A 17667-nucleotide genomic window follows, 5' to 3' on the forward strand; every position below is an offset into this window, starting at 1 on the left:
TGATGGGCGCCAAGGGCGCAGTGGAGATCATCTTCCGGGCCGAGGCTGGCGACCCCGAGGCGATCGCGGCCCGAGAGGCCGAGTACAAGGCCCGCTTCGCCAACCCGTTCGTCGCCGCTTCCCGCGGCTACATCGACGACGTCATCATGCCCCACTCCACCCGCCGGCGCATCGCCCGGGCGCTCAAGAACCTCCAGGGAAAGCAACTCGCCAACCCTTGGAAGAAGCACGACAATATCCCGCTGTAGGGTTCTGGGCGTCGCGGAGACTTCGCGGAACTTGGCCGCTCATCCCTCGTTGTCGATCCCATGGCGAACGAAAATCCAGGGAGTACGACCATGTCCGACAGATGGATGGACGAGCGCGAGGAGCTGGAGCGAATGGACCGCGAGCGCGGCTACGGCCGCTATGGTCGCGACCGCGAAGACGCCTACCGATACGACCGCGGGCTCTATGGCGACCGCAGCTTCCAGCCCCGAGGCGACCACGTTTTCGGGGAGAGTGAGAACGGCGTCGACTACATCAGTCCGCGCGGCTCGAGTGACTACGCCTATGGGGCTCGGATGGCCCAGCGCGCGCGCCGCCAATATGCCCGCCGCGCCGACGCCGACTACCGCGGCGACTATGCGGCGATCACCCGTGGCGGCGCCTACCCGCAACGTCGCTATGAGGCCGACCGCTACTACAGCCCGGACCACTACGACCGTGATCGCTGGCGCGAAGAGCACGCCTACCGCGTGGCCTATGGGGATCATCATCCCGACCACGAAGGCCACTACGAACAAGAGCCCGAGCACCGCAGCTTCTGGGAGCGAACCAGCGACCGGGTCGCCTCCTGGTTCGGCGAGGGCGAGCACCGCGGCCGCGGGCCGAGCGGCTACAAGCGTACCGACGAGCGGATCAGCGAGGTGGCGCATGAGCGGCTCACCGACGATCCGTGGCTCGACGCCAGCGCCATCACCATCATTGTGGACGGCGGAGAGGTGACGCTGGCCGGGACCGTGCCTGATCGAGAATCCAAGCATCGCGCAGAGCGACTCGTGGAGGACCTGGCTGGGGTGAACCACGTGCAGAACAATCTGCGCATTAGCCGTGGCGACCCGAACGCCGGACCCGCAACGGGCTTCGGCGACAGCGGGGCGCAGATCAGCGCCTCGACCCGCAAGAACTAGACGCGCCTCTGGCCCCGGCGCCTCCATGGCCTAGATTGTGGACGTGCCGGGCCCCTCCTTCCAATCCTGGCTCGACCTCTGGAACCTAGTTCCGGATGGCGAAGCCTTCACCACGCCGGTCACCGGCAGTTGGCTGCTGCCTGTGCGCCTGGCAGATCGTCCGGCGATCCTTAAGGTCGCCAGCGCGCCGGAGGAGATCGCGGGCGGTGCGCTGATGGAATGGTGGGGCGGCGAAGGGGCGGCGCTGGTGCTGGCGCGGCAGGGCGAGGCCCTGCTGCTCGAGCGCGCCGAGGGCGTCCGCTCGCTGGCCGAGATGGCCTGGGCCGGCCGCGACGCGGAGGCCACCGCGATCATCTGCGATGTGGTCGATGTGCTGCATGGGCCGCGCGGCCGGGCGCCGCCCAAGACCCTGGTTCCTCTGGATATCTGGTTCCGCGCCCTGGGGCCCGCAGCTCGGGTTCATGGCGGCGTGCTGGCCAAGGCGGATGCAGCGGCTCAGGCGCTGCTGGCGGAACCCCGGGACGTCATGCCGCTGCACGGCGATGTGCACCACGGCAATATCCTCGACTTCGAGAGCCGCGGCTGGCTGGCCATCGACCCGAAGGGCGTGCTCGGCGAGCGCGGCTACGACTACGCCAATACGGTCTGCAATCCCGACATCGCGACTGCTCTCGCGCCGGGCCGACTGGAACGCTACCTGGCGCAGGTGTCAGTCAGGGCGTCGATCGAGCCGCGGCGCCTGTTGATGTGGATCCTCGCCTATAGCGGCCTTTCAGCCGCGTGGAGCCTTGGCGACGGCGGCAGTGTCGACCTGTCGATCGTCGAGCGGGCCGCCGCGGCCCTGGACGGCTAGCGGCCCAGCCGCCAGCCGACGTCGCGGGCGAAGTCCTCGAAGAATTCCGGCTCGTAGGCCTTCTCCGGATCGCGCCGGACCCATTCGTCCAGCGCCTTGGCGTCCTCGCCGACCAGGATGCGCCAGCGTTCGGCCTTCACCCCGTCGAGGATCACCTTAGCCGCCGCCGATGCGGTCATCGGCGCGTCCTCCAGGAAGGCGCGGGCCATTTCGGCGCTCATCGCCCGGATTGTGTCATCGGGGATATGATCAGCCTCCATGCCGGCTGCGGCCATCCGCGCCCGGGCCGCGGCGAGCTCTTCGGCGGTCAGGTCGTCGGAGTCGGTTCCGCCCTGCACCTTGCGTGAGTTGGCGATGATGGAGGTGCCGATGTGGCCGGGCATGACCACCGAGCACTTGATGTGCGGCGCGGTCAGCCGCAGGTCGGTGACCAGCGCCTCGGTGAAGCCCTTTACCGCGAACTTTGCTGCGGCATAGGCGGTGTGCGAGGTGTTGGGGCCGATGGTCGCCCAGAAGCCGTTGACGCTGGAGGTGTTGACGATGTGGCCCTCGTCGGCGGCCATCAGCATCGGCAGGAATGTGCGGACCCCCAGATAGACCCCGCCCCAGCAGACGTTGAAGGTCTTCTCCCAGGCCGCGCGGCTGTCGGCGACCATGCTGCCGCCGCCGGCGATGCCGGCGTTGTTGAACAGCAGGTGGATGTGGTCGGTCTGCTGCTGTTCCTTCAGCTCCTCGCGGAAGGCGATCAGCGCCTCTTCCAGCGAGACGTCGGCGATGTGGGTGGTGACCTTGGTTCCCTGAGGACGGCCGTCGGCCTCGATCAGCCGCACGGTCTCGGCCATGGCCTTGGCCGAGACGTCGCACATGGCCACGCTGCAGCCCTCAGCCACCAGTTGACGGGCCAGCTCACGGCCCATGCCCGTACCCCCGCCGGTGATCACGGCGGTCTTACCTGCGAAGTCCTTCACGGCGTCGCCTCCCTTATATTTTACGGGAGACTAGAGCGGTTTCCGCGCGGTCCGCCAAGCGCTCAGGCTGTGGCGGCGTCCAGGGCTGCGACGTCGCCGCGGTGCAGGGGATCGCGCAGCTGCTCGTTGTGCCCCACGAACTCCAGCGACACCGAATTGATGCAGTAGCGCAGGCGGGTCGGCGGCGGGCCGTCCGGGAACACATGGCCCTGGTGGCTGTCGCAACGGGCGCAGCGGGTCTCGATGCGGACCATGCCGTAGCTATCGTCGCGGACGCCGACCACGTGGGCCTCGTCGAACGGTGCGAAGAAGCTGGGCCAGCCGGTGCCGCTCTCGAACTTGGTCTTGGCGCGGAACAGCGGCAGGCCGCAGAGTCGGCAGCAGTAGACGCCGTCCTCCTTGTTATCCAGCAGACCGCCGCAGAACGGCGCCTCGGTGCCGTGGTGCAGCAGCACGTCGGCTTCTTCCTGGGTGAGGTCGGCCTCCAGCGCTTTGCGTTCCGCCTCATCGGGCGGGGTGAGGTCGAAACCGGTGGGGGAGGCGGCTAGCGTGCTCATGGGCTCCAATCTAAGGTCCCTGCCGAGATCGCGAAAGTATGTCGCGGAGGAAGAGATCATGATCACCAGCACGACGCCACAGGTGGCGGAACGGGACATCGCCCAGACCATCGGCGTGGTGAGCGGCGAGGCCATCATCGGGGCTCACATTTTCCGCGACCTGTTCGCCGGCATCACCAACATCATCGGCGGGCGCGCCGGGGGCTATGAGAAGGCGCTGCGCGAGGCGCGCGACATCGCCATCCGCGAAATGTGCGAAGAGGCCGCCAAGCTGGGCGCCGACGCCGTGGTCGGCGTCGATCTCGACTACGAGGCCCTGGGCATCGACAACGGCATGCTGATGGTCACGGCGGCCGGTACAGCGGTTAAGCTGCGCTAGGGCTCCTCGATTCCCGGGGGAACGCGATGAACGGACAGATGGACTGGGCGACGCTGCTGTTGTCGGCGCAAGGCCGGCTGGCGCGCGCGCCGTTCCTGATCGCCGCAGCCATGCTGCTGGGCCTGGCGGCGGTCTACGAGGCCGTCGTCGGGGTGACCCTGCACTGGCTGACCGGCTGGTTCGTCTATCCGGCCCTGATCTATGCCGGGGCCTGCGTGCTGTCGAAGCGGCTGCACGACCGCGGCAAGTCCGGCTGGTGGGCGGCGCTGATCCTGTTCGCCCTGGTGGCGGTTTGGCCCCAGCCGGTCGGCTTCTTCGACTTCCTGTTCGGAATCGCCCTGGTCTGGGCGGCGGTCGAGCTGGGCGTCATGGGCGGCGAGATGGGCGCCAACCGATTCGGCCCGAACCCGCTGCGGGCGGCGACGGCGTAGGAGTTCTCCTCTTGGGGGAGGGGGACTGCTCTCAAGCAGTGATCAAAATCCCCCTCAGTCAGCCATTCGGCTGACAGCTCCCCCAGCGGGGAAGCATCTGACATCGCCTCAAACCGGCGCCTGCGCCTCTTCGATCTCGCCGAACACCAGGCGGAAGCTGGCCTTCAGCGCCTCGTCGGCCTCGTCCATGGTCACCGGAAGGCCCAGGTCGACCAGGCTGGTGACGCCGTGCTCGGTTTGGCCGCAGGGCACGATGCCGGAGAAGTGGCCGAGGTCGGGCTCGACGTTCAGCGAAATGCCGTGGAACGACACCCAACGGCGCAGCTTCACGCCAATGGCGGCGATCTTGTCCTCGCGAGGCGGCGCTCCAGGCGTCTTGCGTTCGACCCAGACCCCGACCCGGCCGTCGCGAATCTCTCCCTCGACATTGAAGCGGGCGAGGGCGCCGATCACCCAGGCTTCCAGGCTGGCGACGAAGGCGCGGACGTCGCGCTGGCGCCGGGTGAGGTCCAGCATGACGTAGGCCACCCGCTGGCCGGGGCCGTGATAGGTGAACTGCCCGCCGCGGCCGCTGGCGAACACGGGGAATCGGTCCGCATCCAGAAGATCCGATTCTTTCGCTGAAACCCCGGCCGTGTAGAGCGGCGGATGCTCCAGCAGCCAGACCAGCTCGCCGGCCGATCCCTCCGCAATGGCCGCGGCGCGCGCCTCCATGGCCGCCACGGCGACCGGATAGGGCACCTGGCCGCTCGAAATCGCCCATTCGACAGGGAGGCCGTCCTCACGGCCGAAGATCGCGGGCTCGGCAATCAGGTTTAACGACCGGTCAAGCATGTCAGACCCAATGTGGTGTTCGAGCAGGGCAAACCAAGCCCATCCGTCCGTACCTCTTAGTGTTTCAAGGGCTTTCCGTCTTGGGTCAGGTCAACGAAGTCAATGTCGAGATATCGGTCCTGCTGGGCCGATCGACCCTGCCCATGCAGCAACTCCTGCGTATGGGACGCGGCGCCGTGATCCCGCTGGACGCCGGCGTGAACGAGGAAGTTTGGATCCTGGCGAACAACCATCCGGTCGCTCGCGGCGAGATCCAGATCAACGAAGACCGCATCTCGATCGCCGTCACACGTGCGGCGGATGTGTATGACTTCATGGCAGGCGGTCAGTAGGGCTTCACAAAGCTGCGGGGGTTTGCTACCTGCCGCGCCTCACCACGAGCGGTCGTGGCGGAATTGGTAGACGCGCAGCGTTGAGGTCGCTGTGGGGCAACCCGTGGAAGTTCGAGTCTTCTCGACCGCACCAGTGAATCAGGGTCTTCAACAGCGATAGAGCAACAGTTCGTTCGACGCCGAGGGAGGTCCGCATGAGCCGCGAAACGGCCGACCTTTCCGGAGCGAAAGACAAGCTCGCTCCTGAGGTTGAAGAAGACCTTGAAGACCTCGCCCTAGGCGAGGACTACGCGCTAAATCCAGAGTTCGTTGCGATGGTGGTGGACGCCGCCGATCGCGGCGACGCTGAGCGGCTGCGCGAGTTGCTCGGAGCCCTGCACCCGGCCGACGTGGCCGACCTGATGGGCTTCCTGTCGGCCGACTACCGCGAAGAGGTGCTGGCCCACCTGGCGCCTGAGGCTCTGGCTGAAATCCTTTCCGAACTCGACACCGAGATTCGCGAAGAGGTGCTGGAGACCGTCGCCCCGGCGACCCTGGCCAAGGCCCTCGAGGAACTCGATTCCGACGACGCCGCCGACGTGGTCGACGACCTGGAAGACGACAAGCGCGTCCAGGTCCTGGCCGCGATGCCGGAGACCGAGCGCACCGCGATCGAATCCTCGCTCTCCTACGAGGACGAGACCGCGGGCCGGATCATGCAGCGCGAGGTCGTGGCCGCGCCTCAATTCTGGACGGTCGGGCAAACCATCGACCACTTCCGCAAGGAAGCTGACGACCTGCCCGAGCTGTTCTTCGACGTCTATGTGGTCGACCCGAGCTACAAGCCGGTCGGCGCCACCCCGGTCAGCCACCTGCTGCGGGCCAAGCGCGATACGCCGCTTGCTCAGATCATGGAGCCGGTCACTGAAATCCCGGTCGGCATGGACCAGGAAGAGGTCGCCTACATCTTCGACAAGTACCACCTGATCTCGGCGCCGGTGGTGGAGCCGGGCGGGCGGCTGGTCGGCCAGATCACCGTCGACGATATCGTCGGGGTCATTCAGGAAGAAAGCGAGGAGGACATCCTCGCCCTGGCCGGCGTGTCCGACGCGGGCCGCAACGCCGACGTGCTGGACATCATTCGTGCGCGTCTTCCGTGGCTTGCGCTGAACACGATCACCGCCGCCCTGGCCGCCAGCGTCATCCAGGCCTTCGAGGGCGAGATCGCCAAGCTGGTCACCCTGGCGGTGCTGATGCCGATCGTCGCCTCGCTGGGCGGCAACGCCGGCACCCAGGCCCTGGCTGTCGCCGTGCGCGCTCTGGCGAGCAAGGAACTGTCCGAGGTCAACGCCTATCGGACGGTCTTCCGGGAAATGGCCGTTGGGCTCGCCAATGGCGCGGCGCTGGCGCTGGTGACGGGCAGCGTGATCTTCCTGATCTTCCGCGACCCGATGCTGAGCCTCACGTTTGGGCTCGCACTAGTCATAAACCTGTTCGTCGCCTCGCTGGCCGGGGTCCTGGCGCCTCTCGTGCTGGAACGGATCGGTCGCGATCCCGCCGTGTCGTCGTCGGTGTTCGTCACCTTCGCCACGGATTTCACGGGCTTTTTCGCCTTCCTAGGCCTGGCCGCCCTCATCCTGCTGTAAGCGGCGCCTATCTTGCCACCTGAGCCATGGGCGCGTGCGCCCTTGTGTCAGGATGGGTCAGAACAGGCCATGAAACCGCGTAGCCAAGTGTCGAGATCGGCCATCGAGCTGATCAAGCGCTTCGAAGGATACCGCCGCAAGTCCGCCCGGCTGGCCGATGGCCGCTGGACGATCGGCTATGGCCACACCCTGACCGCCCGCGAGGGCGTGGAAGTCTCGGAACAGGACGCCGAGGCGCTGCTGATCTACGACCTGATCGCCGTCTCGCATTCGGTGAACGAGTGGGTGTTCACCCCGCTCACCCAGAACCAGTTCGACGCCCTGGTGGCGTTCGCCTTCAACATCGGCCTCGACAACTTCCGCCATTCCTCGGTCCTGCGCCGCCTGAACGAGGGCGCGATGATCCAGGCCGCCTGCGCCATGGAGCTGTGGCGCAAGGCCGAGTTCGAGGGCGAGACCATCGTCGTCGACGCCCTGGTCCGCCGCCGCTCGGCCGAGAAGACCCTGTTCCTGACTCCTGCGGAGGGTTGGCGCCCGGCGCCGTCGCCGGTGCTGCGGCCCAATCTGGACCACGACATCTATGGGGTGGTGCCGCGCGAGACGCCGACCGCCCTGACCACGCCGATGGAGGGCGCGACCGCCGCCGCCGAGCGCGACGAGGCCCGTCAGGAGCATCCGCACGCAGCGATCGTCGAGGATGACGACGCTCAGAGCCCAGCCGCGGCCGCCGCCGCCTCGGTTTCCTCGCGGCTGTCGGCGATCTTCCGCGAACCGGCCGACGGCCCGATCCCGCCGCCCGAGCCGCGCCTGATCATCGAAGAGGTCGAGGGCCCCGCCGAGACCGCGGAAGAGGCCGGCTTCGTGCTGACGCCGCCAGAGGAAGAAGAGCTTCCCCCCTCGGAAGCCTTCGTAGCCCGTCGTGAGTACGTCGCCGCCAACGAATCCGAACCGGGCCTGTTCGACGCGCGGGACGCGCCGCCTGAGGTCGCGGCGGAACTGGAGCTGACCGACGCTGTCCCGACCCCGGTCGAGGACGAAGCGCCGATCTACATGAAACCCGCGCGGAAACGCAGCCTCGCGCCCGCCGTCGGCCTGGCCGGGGCAGGGGTGGCGCTGTTCGGCGGTTGCCTGTTCTGGGCGCTCAACATGCCCGCCCCGCCGACCGACGGCGCGCTCAATCCGGGGACGGTGGTCTGGCTGGCCGGAATCGCCGGCGTCGGTCTGATCGGTGTGGCCGTCTACCTGATCCTGGATCGCCTGGGCCGCCCGCCGATCGAGCACATCGACGCGGTCATCGAGCGCGACGAATAGCCACGGGGCTGTTCCTGCACGCGCACTACGCGTGCTAGGCAACGCTCCATGATGCGTTTCGCCCCTGTCGCGGCGGTCGCGAGCGTGTTCGCGCTCGGCGGCTGCGCCACCCTAAGCGGGCCGGCCTGTCCGGTCGGCCAGGAGCCGATGCGCACGGCCCAGCTCTTTTTCGGCCAGAACATCGGCGACAAGCCCGGCGTCACGCCGAAGGAGTTCCAGGCCTTCGTCGACGAGGAACTGACCCCGCGCTTCCCCAGCGGCCTGACCGTTCTGGACGGCGGCGGCCAGTGGAAGGGCGACGAGAACCGCCTGATCCGTGAAGCCTCCAAGGTGGTGGTGCTGGTGCTGCCCAACCGCCTCGAAGCCAGCCTGAAGCTCAACGAGGTGCGCCGCGCCTACAAGGCCCGCTTCAAGCAAGAGTCGGTCATGCTGGTCACCCAGGCCGCCTGCGTGGATTTTTAGGCCGGCAGCCTGTCGGCGAGCGCTCTTAGCGCTTGGGCGGTCTCGGCGTCGGCCGGGAAGAAGGTCTCCAAAGTCAGTTCCGACAACGTCACGTCCACAGGCGTGCCGAACACGGTCGTCGTGCTGAAGAATGACAGCATGCCGGCGGGGGTCTGGATCCGGAACGGGATCGCGACGCCGCCATATTCGTCCGAGGCCTTGCGCGGCGGTTGCCCGCCGGGAATGGGATAGGCCTTCAGTTCGGTCAGCAATTCCGACAGCCGCGGGTCGGCGGTCAGTTCGACCTCGCGCCGCAGACGCTCCAGCAGGTGGGCGCGCCACTCGTGCAGATTGGCGATCCGCGGCGCCAGGCCCCGAGGATGCAGGGTCAGGCGCAACACGTTCATCGGGGGCGCAAGCAGCTCCGGATCGACCCCCTCGAGCATGGGCGCGATCATCCGATTGGCGCTGATCAGGTTCCACCCGCGGTCCACGGCCAGGGCCGGGTGCGGTTCGTGCCCGGTCAGGATGATGTCCACGGCCTTGCGCGCCGAGGCCAGGGCGGGATCGTCCAGCGATCGCTGCGGAAACACCGGCGCGTAGCCGGCGGCCACGAGCAGGGTGTTGCGCTCACGCAAGGGGATTTCGAGGTGCTCGGCCAGACGCAGCACCATGTCCCGGCTGGGCTGGGCGCGGCCGGTTTCCAGGAAGCTGAGGTGGCGGGTGGAGATCTCGGCGTCGAGGGCCAGGTCGAGCTGGCTGAGCCGGCGGCGCTGACGCCATTGGCGAAGGTGGTCGCCCACTGCGGTTGCTGTCGCGATCATGGGCGGCAGCTTAGTCGGCCGAGCGCGGCGGCTCCATGACCTCAGAGGTAAAGGATCTGCGGCCCAGAAAGGACAAAGGGCCGGCCCCCTTTCGGAGACCGGCCCTTCCATTGTCGGACCGCAAAGCGGCCCACAACTCGGCGCTTACTTGGAGACCTCGTAAGCGGCGACCCGAGTCGCGGCTTCCACTTTCGGATGAGGACAATGAGACACTGGGTCACCTCCTTTCAGCTGTTGAACAGGAATCTCAATATGGGGCCGTTTCTGCGGTTTGCAAATGGAGATCGAGCTCAAGCCAGCGTGAGCGCCTACGCCATAGGCGCCTCATGGCGGCCGGGGCGGCGGCGGAGCTCGCTGACGGGCTTGGCGAGCTTGTCGAGCGCCTCGATGGTCGAGCGGTAGCCGGCCTCGACCGCGGGGTCGTAGGCCGACCAGTCACGGATCTCGACGCCGGTCAGGTCCGGGGTGATCAGCACGTCAGTGGCCTCGCGGGCGGCGGCCAGGTCGCGGCCCGATGAGACCGTGGCGGCACGCATCAGCAGCGAGACGATCGGCGGGCCCTTCCGCCATTGGCCCGAACGGATCCAGCGCCAGACCGATTCCGGCCGCGCCACGTCGTCGGCGGTGATCGAGCGGCCGCGGCTGACATCGACCCCGACAATCGGGCCCAACTGCGAGGCGCGCATGATGTCGGCGGGGAAGTTCTTCATCACCGCGCCGTCCACCAGCACGTTGTTGTCGGCGGTGGTGGCCGGCGGCAGGACCCCGGGCAGGGCGATGGTGGCGCGCAGCGCCTCGCGCAGCAGGCCGTTCTTGTGCAGCTCGTAGGCGCCGGTGGTCAGGTTTGAAGAGACGCAGAAGAACGGCAGCCACAGATCGGCGATCTGGATGTCGCCGAAGTGCCTGGCCAGCCGCTCGCGCACCTTCTCGCCGCGGGTCATGGCCAGCAGCGGCAGGGCGATGTCGTCCAGCGGACTGGTGGTGACGAAGGCGTCGCGGAGGCGCCGGTCCATTTCCTCGCCGTCCCAGCCCACGGCCAGGCCCGCGCCAATGATGGCGCCCATCGAAACGCCGCCGATGAAGTCGATCGGCACGCCGCGCTCACGTAGCGCCTTGATCGCCCCGACATGGGCGTAGGCCCGCGCGCCGCCCCCCGACAGCACCAGGCCGACCGATTGGCCGGTCAGCAGGCGGGCGATGCGCTGGGCGTCGTCTGTGTTGTCACGGCGGACCTGAAACAGGCGGGCCGGCGACAGGGCGTCGACCCACGCCTGCGAGCCCTGCGGCGTCTTGCGGGTCTTGGGCTGCACCAGGATCAGATCGACCAGCCGCTGGGCCTGCAGCGGTTCGGCGTGCGCCAGGCGCCCGGCGGGAGGCGCGGTGTCGCCCTTCGCGACGCGGAACAGGCGGTCCACCTGGCGGCCGACAACCTGGCGCCAGCCGCTGTCTTCGGCCTCGGCGGCGTACAGCACGAAGTCGTAGTCGCGCTCGACCTCGGAGAACCATTCGGTCGGGGCGTGCTGGGCCTCGGCGCCGATGACGGTCACGGTATAGCCGAGCCGGCCGATCTCGCGGCCGATCTTGTCGACCAGGGTGCGGACCGGAAGCGGCGCGCCGGTGGCGACGAAGCCGAACACCGAGGGCTCGCCGATGCTGGTCTTGGTGGCGGCCTGACGGCTGCGCAGGATCATCAGCCGCGCCAGCTCGGTCATCACATGGGCGTCGGCCTCGGCGGCCTCGAAGAAGGCGGCGCGGGGCAGGGCGAAGATCTCGGAATCGCGCAGCGCCACCACTGTGCCGCTGTGCGGCGCGCCGGCGATCAGCGACATCTCGCCGGCCGGTTCGCCCGGTCGGATGACGCCCAGGAAATGCGGCTCGCCGTTGTCTTCCTTGCGGAACGCCCCCAGCCGGCCGGCGCGCAGGAAATAGAGATGATCGGCCGGTTCGCCGGCCTGGAAGAGGGTCGCGCCGCCGGGCAGCGAGAACCACGTGGCCTCGCCCTGACCGCGCTCCTCGTAGAAGAGCCGGGCCAACGCCGAGTCGGTGGGAATGTCAGGCAGGCCGACCACGCAGGCAGCCTAGCTTGCGTCGCGCCGGGGGGCTATGGCTTGGCCTGATCCAACCGTTAGGTTCGGCGTTGTTGAGACGTACGAGGAGTGCGCAACCATGACCAATCCCATCGCCGACCCGCTGGTCGAGGTTCCGGACACCGACGCGGAGTCACGGCTCGTCGACATCGATGCGACGCCGGAGGGCGTGGCCATCGTCACCCTGAACCGCGCCTTCCGCCGCAACGCGTTCAACGCCGAGCTGATCGCGGCCCTGCACGAGGCGTTCGAGACGCTGCAGGGCGCCGAGGGCGTGCGGGTGGTGTTCCTGCGCGGCGCGGGCGGGACGTTCAGCGCCGGCGCTGACCTGCAATGGATGCGCGACGCCATCGAGCGCACCGAGGCCGACAACCGCGACGACGCCATGCTGATGGCTAAGATGCTCAAGAGCCTGTGGGACATCCCGGCCCTGACGGTAGCCCTGGTCGAGGGCGGCGCGTTCGGCGGCGGGGCGGGCCTGGCGGCGGCCTGCGACCTGGCGGTGGCCACCGACGACGCCAAGTTCAGCTTCTCCGAGGTGCGCCTGGGCATCATCGCCGCCACCATCAGCCCCTATGTGGTCGCGGCCATCGGTCCGCGTCAGGCGCGCGGCCTGTTCGCCACCGGCAAGGTGTTCGACGCCGCCTATGCCGAGAAGATCGGGCTGGTCAACGAGGTCGTGGCCGACGTGGCCGCCCTCGACGCCGCCCGCGACCGCATCGCCGAGGAGATCATGGCTTGCGGTCCCGAGGCCGTCGCCGAGTCCAAGAAGCTGGTCGAGGACGTGGCCTATCGCCCGATCGAAGAAGTGATGGACGAGACCGCCCGCCGCATCGCCCGCATCCGCGTCAGCCCCGAAGGGCAGGAGGGCGTGCGCGCCTTCCTGGAGAAGCGCAAGCCGAACTGGCTCGCCTGAGGCCCCGATGCCGTTGCACATGATCAAGCTGGTGGTGGGCGCGAGCACCATCGAGGACCTGCTCGCCTGGAGGGCCGGCCAGCCCGGCCCCTGGGTGATGCGGACCCGCCAGACCCCCAAGCGCGCCGCCGAGCTGCTGGACGGCGGTTCGCTCTATCGCGTCTTCAAGGGCGTGATCCTGTGCCGCCAGGCGATCCTGGCGGTCGACACCGTGGGCGAGGGCGTCACCGCCCGGTGCGAGGTCACCGTGGATCCGCAGATCGTCCGCGTCGCGCCGACGCCGCGGCGCGCGTTCCAGGGATGGCGTTATCTGGAAGCCAAGGACGCGCCGCCCGACATGATGGGCGGCGAGGACGGCGAGATCCCGGCCGAGCTGGCCCGGCAACTGCGTGAGGCCGGAGCCTGGTAGCCTAGACGGCCATGTTGTCGATCAGGCGGGTCTTGCCGATCACCGCAGCGGCCAGCACCCGGCCGGGGACGGTGAGGGGGCCTGCGCCCGGATGGCTGAGGTCGTCGGCGTTGCGGACCTCGAAGTAGTCGATGCGCTGAAAGCCGGCGCGTTCCAAGGCGGCGATGCCGGTCGCTTCGACCCGTTCGACGCTCTCGCCCGCGTTCAGGCGGCGCACCGCCTCGGTCAGGGCCACATTCATGCGGCCGGCCACCTCGCGCTCGGCCTCGCTGAGATAGGCGTTGCGCGATGAGCGGGCCAGGCCGTCCTCCAGGCGCGAGGTCGGCGCGCCAAGGATCTCGACCGGAATGTCCAGGTCGCGGACGAAGCGCTTGATGACCTGGAGTTGCTGGTAGTCCTTTTCGCCGAAGATCGCGACGTCCGGGCCGCACTGAAGCAGCAGCTTGGTGACCACGGTGGCGACGCCGGCGAAGTGTCCCGGACGTGCGGCGCCGTCCAGCGGGTCTGAGACGCCGGTGACGTTGACGGTGGTGGAGAAGCCGGGCGGGTACATCTCGGCGACGGTCGGGGCGAACAGCAGATCGCAGCCGGCCCCGGCCAGCAGCTCGGCGTCGCGCGCCTCGCCGCGCGGATAGGCGTCGAAATCCTCATTGGGCCCGAACTGGGTCGGGTTGACGAAGACGCTGGCGACCACCCGCTCGGCCCGGGTCTTGCCCAGGGCGATCAACGACAAGTGGCCGTCGTGCAGAGCGCCCATGGTCGGAACCAACGCCACTCGCTCGCCGCTCTTGCGCCAGGCCGCCACCTGGGCGCGGAGGTCGGCGACGGTGCGGACGATGGCGATCTGGGACATGGAGGAACTCACTTTGGGTGTGGGGCTTATGGCGCGGTCCCCCGCCTGCGTCCATTCCATCCACAGACCTTCCGGCGGATCGCGTTGACGCCACGTCGCAGTGAAGGTTCCTGTTAACCTATGGAATCGGTGCAATGCCGCCGACTCGATGTGGAGTTAGAGATCGATGTCACAAGCCAAGGTGATCGTCGTCGGCAATGAGAAGGGCGGGGCGGGCAAGTCCACCATCGCCATCCATCTGGCCACGGCCCTGCTGCATGACGGGGCGAAGGTCGCGACGCTGGATCTGGACGTGCGCCAGCAGTCCATGGCGCACTTCTTCGCGCACCGCCGCGCCTGGCTGGAAGCGAACGGCGCCGTTGCGCCCGTGCCCCAGGAATTCCTGCTTGGCCCCGAAGTGGCCAAGCTGCCCGAGGCCGACGCGGTGGCCCAGTTCGAGGACGCCTTCGGCCGTGCGGCCGAGCAGGCCGACTTCGTGCTGATCGACACCCCCGGCAGCGACACGGCGATCGGCCGCGCGGCGCACGGCATGGCCGACTTGATCGTCACCCCGATGAACGACAGCTTCGTCGACTTCGACATGCTCGGCGTGGTCGATCCGGTGACGCTCGAGCTCAAGCGCCCGAGCCTCTATTCCGAGACTGTGTGGAACAGCCGCAAGGTCCGCGCCGTCTCGACCGGCAAGTCGATCGACTGGGTGGTGCTGCGCAATCGCCTGGCCCCGACCGAGGCCCGCAACCGCAAACGCCTGGACGAGCGGGTGCAGGCCCTGTCGCGCCGCGTGGGGTTCCGCGTCGGGCCGGGGCTGCGCGACCGAGTCATCTATCGCGAGCTTTTCCCGTTCGGCCTGACCATCGCCGACCTGTCGCCGACCATCCGTCCGGTCGCCATGTCGCTGCAGCACGTGGCTGCGCGCCAGGAGCTGCGGGCGTTGATGGGCTCGCTGGGACTGGGCGGTCTGGCTGGCGAAGAGCTGTTGGCGGCGCAGTAAGCCGGCTCAGATGCTCTATCTCGCCATCGGCTGCGCGGTGCTGGTGCTGTTCATCATGGCCGGCCGCGGCAAGCCCATGCTGAAGCGTCGCGAGTGGCGGTTCCTGGCCGGAGCCCTGGCCATCGCCTGCTTCGCGGCCGCCGCCTATGTGGGTGTGCGCGGCGGCTGGGGAAAGTCCATCGTCCTGGTGGTGTTGGGGCTGTGGCTGGCGGTTTCGACGCGGCGGACCGGGATGGGACCCGGCGCAGCGCCTGCGAGCAAGATCAGCGACGCCGAAGCCCGTTCGATCCTCGGCGTCGGCCCCGAGGCGGGCGAGGCTGAAATCAGGGAAGCCTATTCGCGCCTAATGCGCATGGCCCACCCCGACAAGGGTGGGACCAGTGGCCTGGCCGCGCAGTTGAACGCGGCCAGGGATCGTCTTCTCAAGAAGTAGCGGTTGTCACGCCCCTAGACCCTTTCCGGTTCAGGTGGATCACCTGTACCGGAGGAAAAGGGTCTATCTTCATAAGTTTAGAGCGTGACGGTCGCTTCAACCGGCTTCCACTTGAAGCGGTCACGCCCTAGGCCGGGCGGACCACCATGCAGGCCAGCCGCTTGGCTTTCAGGGCCTGGCAGGCGTCCTTGGCCGAAGCCTCGGTGTAGCCGGAGAACCGGGCGCGATACGATCCGCCGACCTTGGCTCCGACCTCGCCGTCGGCGGCGTCGAAGTGCTTGCCGAAGCGCTTGGTCACGAACGCCAATTGTTCCTTGGCGTCGGACTTGGTCTTGAAGGCGCCGACCTGAACGGTCCACTTGCCGCCCTTCTTCTTGTCGTCCTTCTGGCGCAGGGCGCTCTTGCCCGGCTCGACGATCTTGGTGCGCGAGGCCGAGGCCGGGGGAGGGGCCGAGGCCAGAACGATCTTCAGGCCGTCCTGCTCGCCGTCGCCCTGAGCGATCGACGGGCGCATGACCGGGCCGGAGGGCTCGGGCTCGAACAGGTTCTGGGCGACGGTGATCTTCTCGCCGCGGTCGCGGCGGGCCATCACGTCGAAGCCGGTGAGCAGCAGGTCTTCTGCGTTGTTGTTGCGGATAGCGGTGGACGGCGCGCCCAGCACGACGGTGATCAGGCGACGATTGTCGCGCACGGCCGAGACCGCGATGTTGAAGCCCGAGGCGTTGGTGTAGCCGGTCTTGATGCCGTCGACGCCCGGCATGGTGTTCAGCATGCCGTTGTGGTTGCGCATGGTCACGCCACGGTGGGTGAAGTTCTTGGCGCCGAAGAAGCCGTAGTACTGCGGATAGTCGCGCATCACGGCGCGCGACAGGATGGCGATGTCGCGAGCAGTGGAGATCTGACGGCTGTCGGGCAGGCCGGACGCGTTCACGAAGCGGGTGTTCTGCATGCCCAGTTCCTGGGCGCGCAGGGTCATCATTGCGGCGAACCTAGCCTCGGTGCCGCCGATCTTCTCGGCCATGGCCACGGCCATGTCGTTGGCCGACTTGGTGCACATGGCCAGGATCGCGTCCTGGACTGTGATGGTTTCGCCGGGACGAAGGCCGAGCTTGGTCGGGGCCTGGGCGGCGGCGCGCGGCGAGACGACGATGGTGTCATCCAGCCTCAGGCGTCCGGCGGCCAGCGCCTCGAACGCGAGATAAAGGGTCATCACCTTTGTGATCGACGCGGGATACCTCGGGCTGTCCGCGCGTTTAGCGTAGAGCACCTCGCCGGTCTTGGCGTCGACAACGACGGCCGCATACTTCGGCTGGCTCGCGGGGAGCTGGAGATAGGGAACCTGGGCCTGCGCGGTCGAAGCTACCGGCGCGACAAGCGTTGCGGCGGCGAGCGTGAGAGTCGCAAACAGGCGGCGGGCGCGCTGAAACATGCGGGTTCGTCCGTCGATACAAAGGGTTAAGTGACCCTCTGGGGCCACTCGAGATGACCCTACCATGACAGCGTCAGCCTTGCGCGATGGTAAACAGCTCTTGAACGAGCCCAATTGTCGCGCCTTTTGCGATCAACTCTCGCGTGATCACCCTGTGGGCGTTTTTCGGGCAAAGCTATTGTGCGGTGCACAAAAATGCCTTGACTGCTGCACTGCAACATGGAAAATACGGGCAAGTTCAAGGCAAGTCCCCCGTCCACGTTTGCGTCGCGGTACACCCGCCCCATCCCGACCCCAGGAGTCCGCCCATGGCCGCCGCTGAGACCGTCAAGAACACCGTCGAGCAGTTCACCACCGCCGGCAACGTCGCGTTCAAGGACGCTGTCGAGAAGTCGCTGACCCAACTCAACGATTTCAACACCCATTCGAAGAAGAACCTGGAAGCCGTCATCGCCTCGGTGACCGCCTCGACCAAGGGCGCTGAAGCCCTCGGCGCCCAGGCCATGGCCTACTCCAAGAAGGCCGTGGAAAATCACGTGACCGCCGCCAAGACGCTCTCGGGCGCCAAGTCTGTGCAGGAAGTGATCGAACTTCAGACCACCTACGCCAAGTCGGCTCTCGATGCGTACATCGCCGAAGTCTCGAAGATGTCGGACATCGTGTCGTCGTCGATGAAGGACGCGGTGAAGCCGCTCAACGAGCGTGTCACCGCCGCCGTCGAGCGCCTGCAGGCCGCTCGCTAACAGCTCTCCAGTCGCCCGGCGTATCGGGGCGTCCTCCTGGAAAGGCCCGCGCCAGCCATGGCGCGGGCCTTTTCTCTTT

The 17667-nt window shown here is 67.8% G+C and carries 21 protein-coding genes and 1 tRNA gene; 15 read left to right on the forward strand and 7 right to left on the reverse strand.

The window, feature by feature from the left end:
• From AC1DQJ_RS05645 to AC1DQJ_RS05655, 3 genes are all read left to right on the forward strand, one after another.
• A partial coding sequence (locus AC1DQJ_RS05645) for a carboxyl transferase domain-containing protein (protein ID WP_477601120.1) occupies positions 1 to 248 on the forward strand: 248 nt, incomplete at its 5' end.
• 90 nt (positions 249 to 338) lie between these two features.
• Entirely contained in the window at positions 339 to 1172 is an 834-nt protein-coding gene (locus tag AC1DQJ_RS05650; protein WP_477601122.1) for a BON domain-containing protein, read from the forward strand.
• 43 nt (positions 1173 to 1215) lie between these two features.
• Positions 1216 to 2025 (forward strand): aminoglycoside phosphotransferase family protein, encoded by an 810-nt coding sequence (locus AC1DQJ_RS05655; RefSeq protein ID WP_477601124.1) that lies wholly within the window; start codon positions 1216 to 1218, stop codon positions 2023 to 2025.
• Here the strand turns inward: AC1DQJ_RS05655 and AC1DQJ_RS05660 are convergent.
• Positions 2022 to 2993 carry an SDR family NAD(P)-dependent oxidoreductase gene (locus tag AC1DQJ_RS05660; RefSeq protein WP_477601126.1) on the reverse strand — a complete coding sequence of 324 codons (972 nt, stop codon included), beginning with the start codon at positions 2991 to 2993 and terminating at the stop codon, positions 2022 to 2024. The genes AC1DQJ_RS05655 and AC1DQJ_RS05660 overlap by 4 nt on opposite strands.
• A gap of 62 nt (positions 2994 to 3055) precedes the next feature.
• The gene (gene msrB, locus AC1DQJ_RS05665) at positions 3056 to 3550 is read right to left on the reverse strand and encodes a peptide-methionine (R)-S-oxide reductase MsrB (protein ID WP_477601128.1); all 495 of its coding nucleotides are present in this window, start codon (positions 3548 to 3550) and stop codon (positions 3056 to 3058) included.
• A 58-nt stretch (positions 3551 to 3608) separates the two neighbouring features.
• On the opposite strand from msrB, the gene AC1DQJ_RS05670 reads away from it, so the two are divergent.
• The gene (locus tag AC1DQJ_RS05670) at positions 3609 to 3929 is read left to right on the forward strand and encodes a heavy metal-binding domain-containing protein (RefSeq protein WP_477601130.1); all 321 of its coding nucleotides are present in this window, start codon (positions 3609 to 3611) and stop codon (positions 3927 to 3929) included.
• A gap of 26 nt (positions 3930 to 3955) precedes the next feature.
• Positions 3956 to 4360 carry a DUF805 domain-containing protein gene (locus tag AC1DQJ_RS05675; protein WP_477601132.1) on the forward strand — a complete coding sequence of 135 codons (405 nt, stop codon included), beginning with the start codon at positions 3956 to 3958 and terminating at the stop codon, positions 4358 to 4360.
• Between the two features lie 108 nt (positions 4361 to 4468).
• On the opposite strand, the gene lipB is transcribed toward AC1DQJ_RS05675, so the two are convergent.
• On the reverse strand, positions 4469 to 5194 hold the full coding sequence (gene lipB, locus AC1DQJ_RS05680; protein ID WP_477601134.1) for a lipoyl(octanoyl) transferase LipB: 726 nt from the start codon (positions 5192 to 5194) through the stop codon (positions 4469 to 4471).
• Between the two features lie 41 nt (positions 5195 to 5235).
• Here lipB and AC1DQJ_RS05685 point away from each other — a divergent pair, with 41 nt between their 5' ends.
• From AC1DQJ_RS05685 to AC1DQJ_RS05705, 5 genes are all read left to right on the forward strand, one after another.
• Entirely contained in the window at positions 5236 to 5526 is a 291-nt protein-coding gene (locus AC1DQJ_RS05685) for a FliM/FliN family flagellar motor switch protein (protein WP_477601661.1), read from the forward strand.
• Between the two features lie 48 nt (positions 5527 to 5574).
• Positions 5575 to 5659, forward strand: a tRNA-Leu gene (locus tag AC1DQJ_RS05690).
• Between the two features lie 61 nt (positions 5660 to 5720).
• Positions 5721 to 7151, forward strand: coding sequence for a magnesium transporter (gene mgtE, locus AC1DQJ_RS05695; protein ID WP_477601136.1), 1431 nt, complete (start codon positions 5721 to 5723; stop codon positions 7149 to 7151).
• A gap of 69 nt (positions 7152 to 7220) precedes the next feature.
• Positions 7221 to 8462: a lysozyme gene (locus tag AC1DQJ_RS05700; protein WP_477601138.1), complete on the forward strand. Its 1242-nt coding sequence runs from the start codon at positions 7221 to 7223 to the stop codon at positions 8460 to 8462.
• A 48-nt stretch (positions 8463 to 8510) separates the two neighbouring features.
• Positions 8511 to 8924 carry a DUF3574 domain-containing protein gene (locus AC1DQJ_RS05705; protein ID WP_477601140.1) on the forward strand — a complete coding sequence of 138 codons (414 nt, stop codon included), beginning with the start codon at positions 8511 to 8513 and terminating at the stop codon, positions 8922 to 8924.
• Here the strand turns inward: AC1DQJ_RS05705 and AC1DQJ_RS05710 are convergent.
• A complete protein-coding gene (locus AC1DQJ_RS05710) occupies positions 8921 to 9727 on the reverse strand; it encodes an MmyB family transcriptional regulator (RefSeq protein WP_477601142.1) in 807 nt (268 codons plus the stop codon). The two genes, AC1DQJ_RS05705 and AC1DQJ_RS05710, sit on opposite strands and share 4 nt — an antisense overlap.
• Positions 9728 to 10035: 308 nt before the next feature.
• Positions 10036 to 11796 (reverse strand): patatin-like phospholipase family protein, encoded by a 1761-nt coding sequence (locus tag AC1DQJ_RS05715; protein WP_477601144.1) that lies wholly within the window; start codon positions 11794 to 11796, stop codon positions 10036 to 10038.
• A 97-nt stretch (positions 11797 to 11893) separates the two neighbouring features.
• On the opposite strand from AC1DQJ_RS05715, the gene AC1DQJ_RS05720 reads away from it, so the two are divergent.
• Together AC1DQJ_RS05720 and AC1DQJ_RS05725 are read left to right on the forward strand one after the other, a co-directional pair.
• Complete coding sequence (locus AC1DQJ_RS05720; protein ID WP_477601146.1) at positions 11894 to 12730, forward strand: enoyl-CoA hydratase-related protein; 837 nt, start codon at positions 11894 to 11896, stop codon at positions 12728 to 12730.
• Positions 12731 to 12737: 7 nt separating this feature from the next.
• Positions 12738 to 13139, forward strand: a complete 402-nt coding sequence (locus AC1DQJ_RS05725) for a DUF1489 family protein (RefSeq protein WP_477601148.1) — start codon at positions 12738 to 12740, stop codon at positions 13137 to 13139.
• 1 nt (position 13140) lies between these two features.
• Here AC1DQJ_RS05725 and panC read toward each other — a convergent pair whose 3' ends face one another.
• Entirely contained in the window at positions 13141 to 13992 is an 852-nt protein-coding gene (gene panC, locus AC1DQJ_RS05730; RefSeq protein ID WP_477601150.1) for a pantoate--beta-alanine ligase, read from the reverse strand.
• 166 nt (positions 13993 to 14158) lie between these two features.
• Here panC and AC1DQJ_RS05735 point away from each other — a divergent pair, with 166 nt between their 5' ends.
• Both AC1DQJ_RS05735 and AC1DQJ_RS05740 read left to right on the forward strand, forming a co-directional pair.
• Positions 14159 to 14983: a division plane positioning ATPase MipZ gene (locus tag AC1DQJ_RS05735; protein ID WP_477601152.1), complete on the forward strand. Its 825-nt coding sequence runs from the start codon at positions 14159 to 14161 to the stop codon at positions 14981 to 14983.
• Positions 14984 to 14993: 10 nt separating this feature from the next.
• Complete coding sequence (locus tag AC1DQJ_RS05740) at positions 14994 to 15416, forward strand: J domain-containing protein (RefSeq protein ID WP_477601154.1); 423 nt, start codon at positions 14994 to 14996, stop codon at positions 15414 to 15416.
• Positions 15417 to 15543: 127 nt separating this feature from the next.
• Here AC1DQJ_RS05740 and AC1DQJ_RS05745 read toward each other — a convergent pair whose 3' ends face one another.
• Entirely contained in the window at positions 15544 to 16845 is a 1302-nt protein-coding gene (locus AC1DQJ_RS05745) for a D-alanyl-D-alanine carboxypeptidase (RefSeq protein WP_477601156.1), read from the reverse strand.
• Positions 16846 to 17153: 308 nt separating this feature from the next.
• Between AC1DQJ_RS05745 and AC1DQJ_RS05750 the strand changes: the two genes are divergently transcribed.
• The gene (locus AC1DQJ_RS05750; protein WP_477601158.1) at positions 17154 to 17588 is read left to right on the forward strand and encodes a phasin family protein; all 435 of its coding nucleotides are present in this window, start codon (positions 17154 to 17156) and stop codon (positions 17586 to 17588) included.
• Positions 17589 to 17667 lie beyond the last annotated feature (79 nt).

It is taken from the genome of Phenylobacterium sp. P4_E10 (assembly GCF_056401675.1).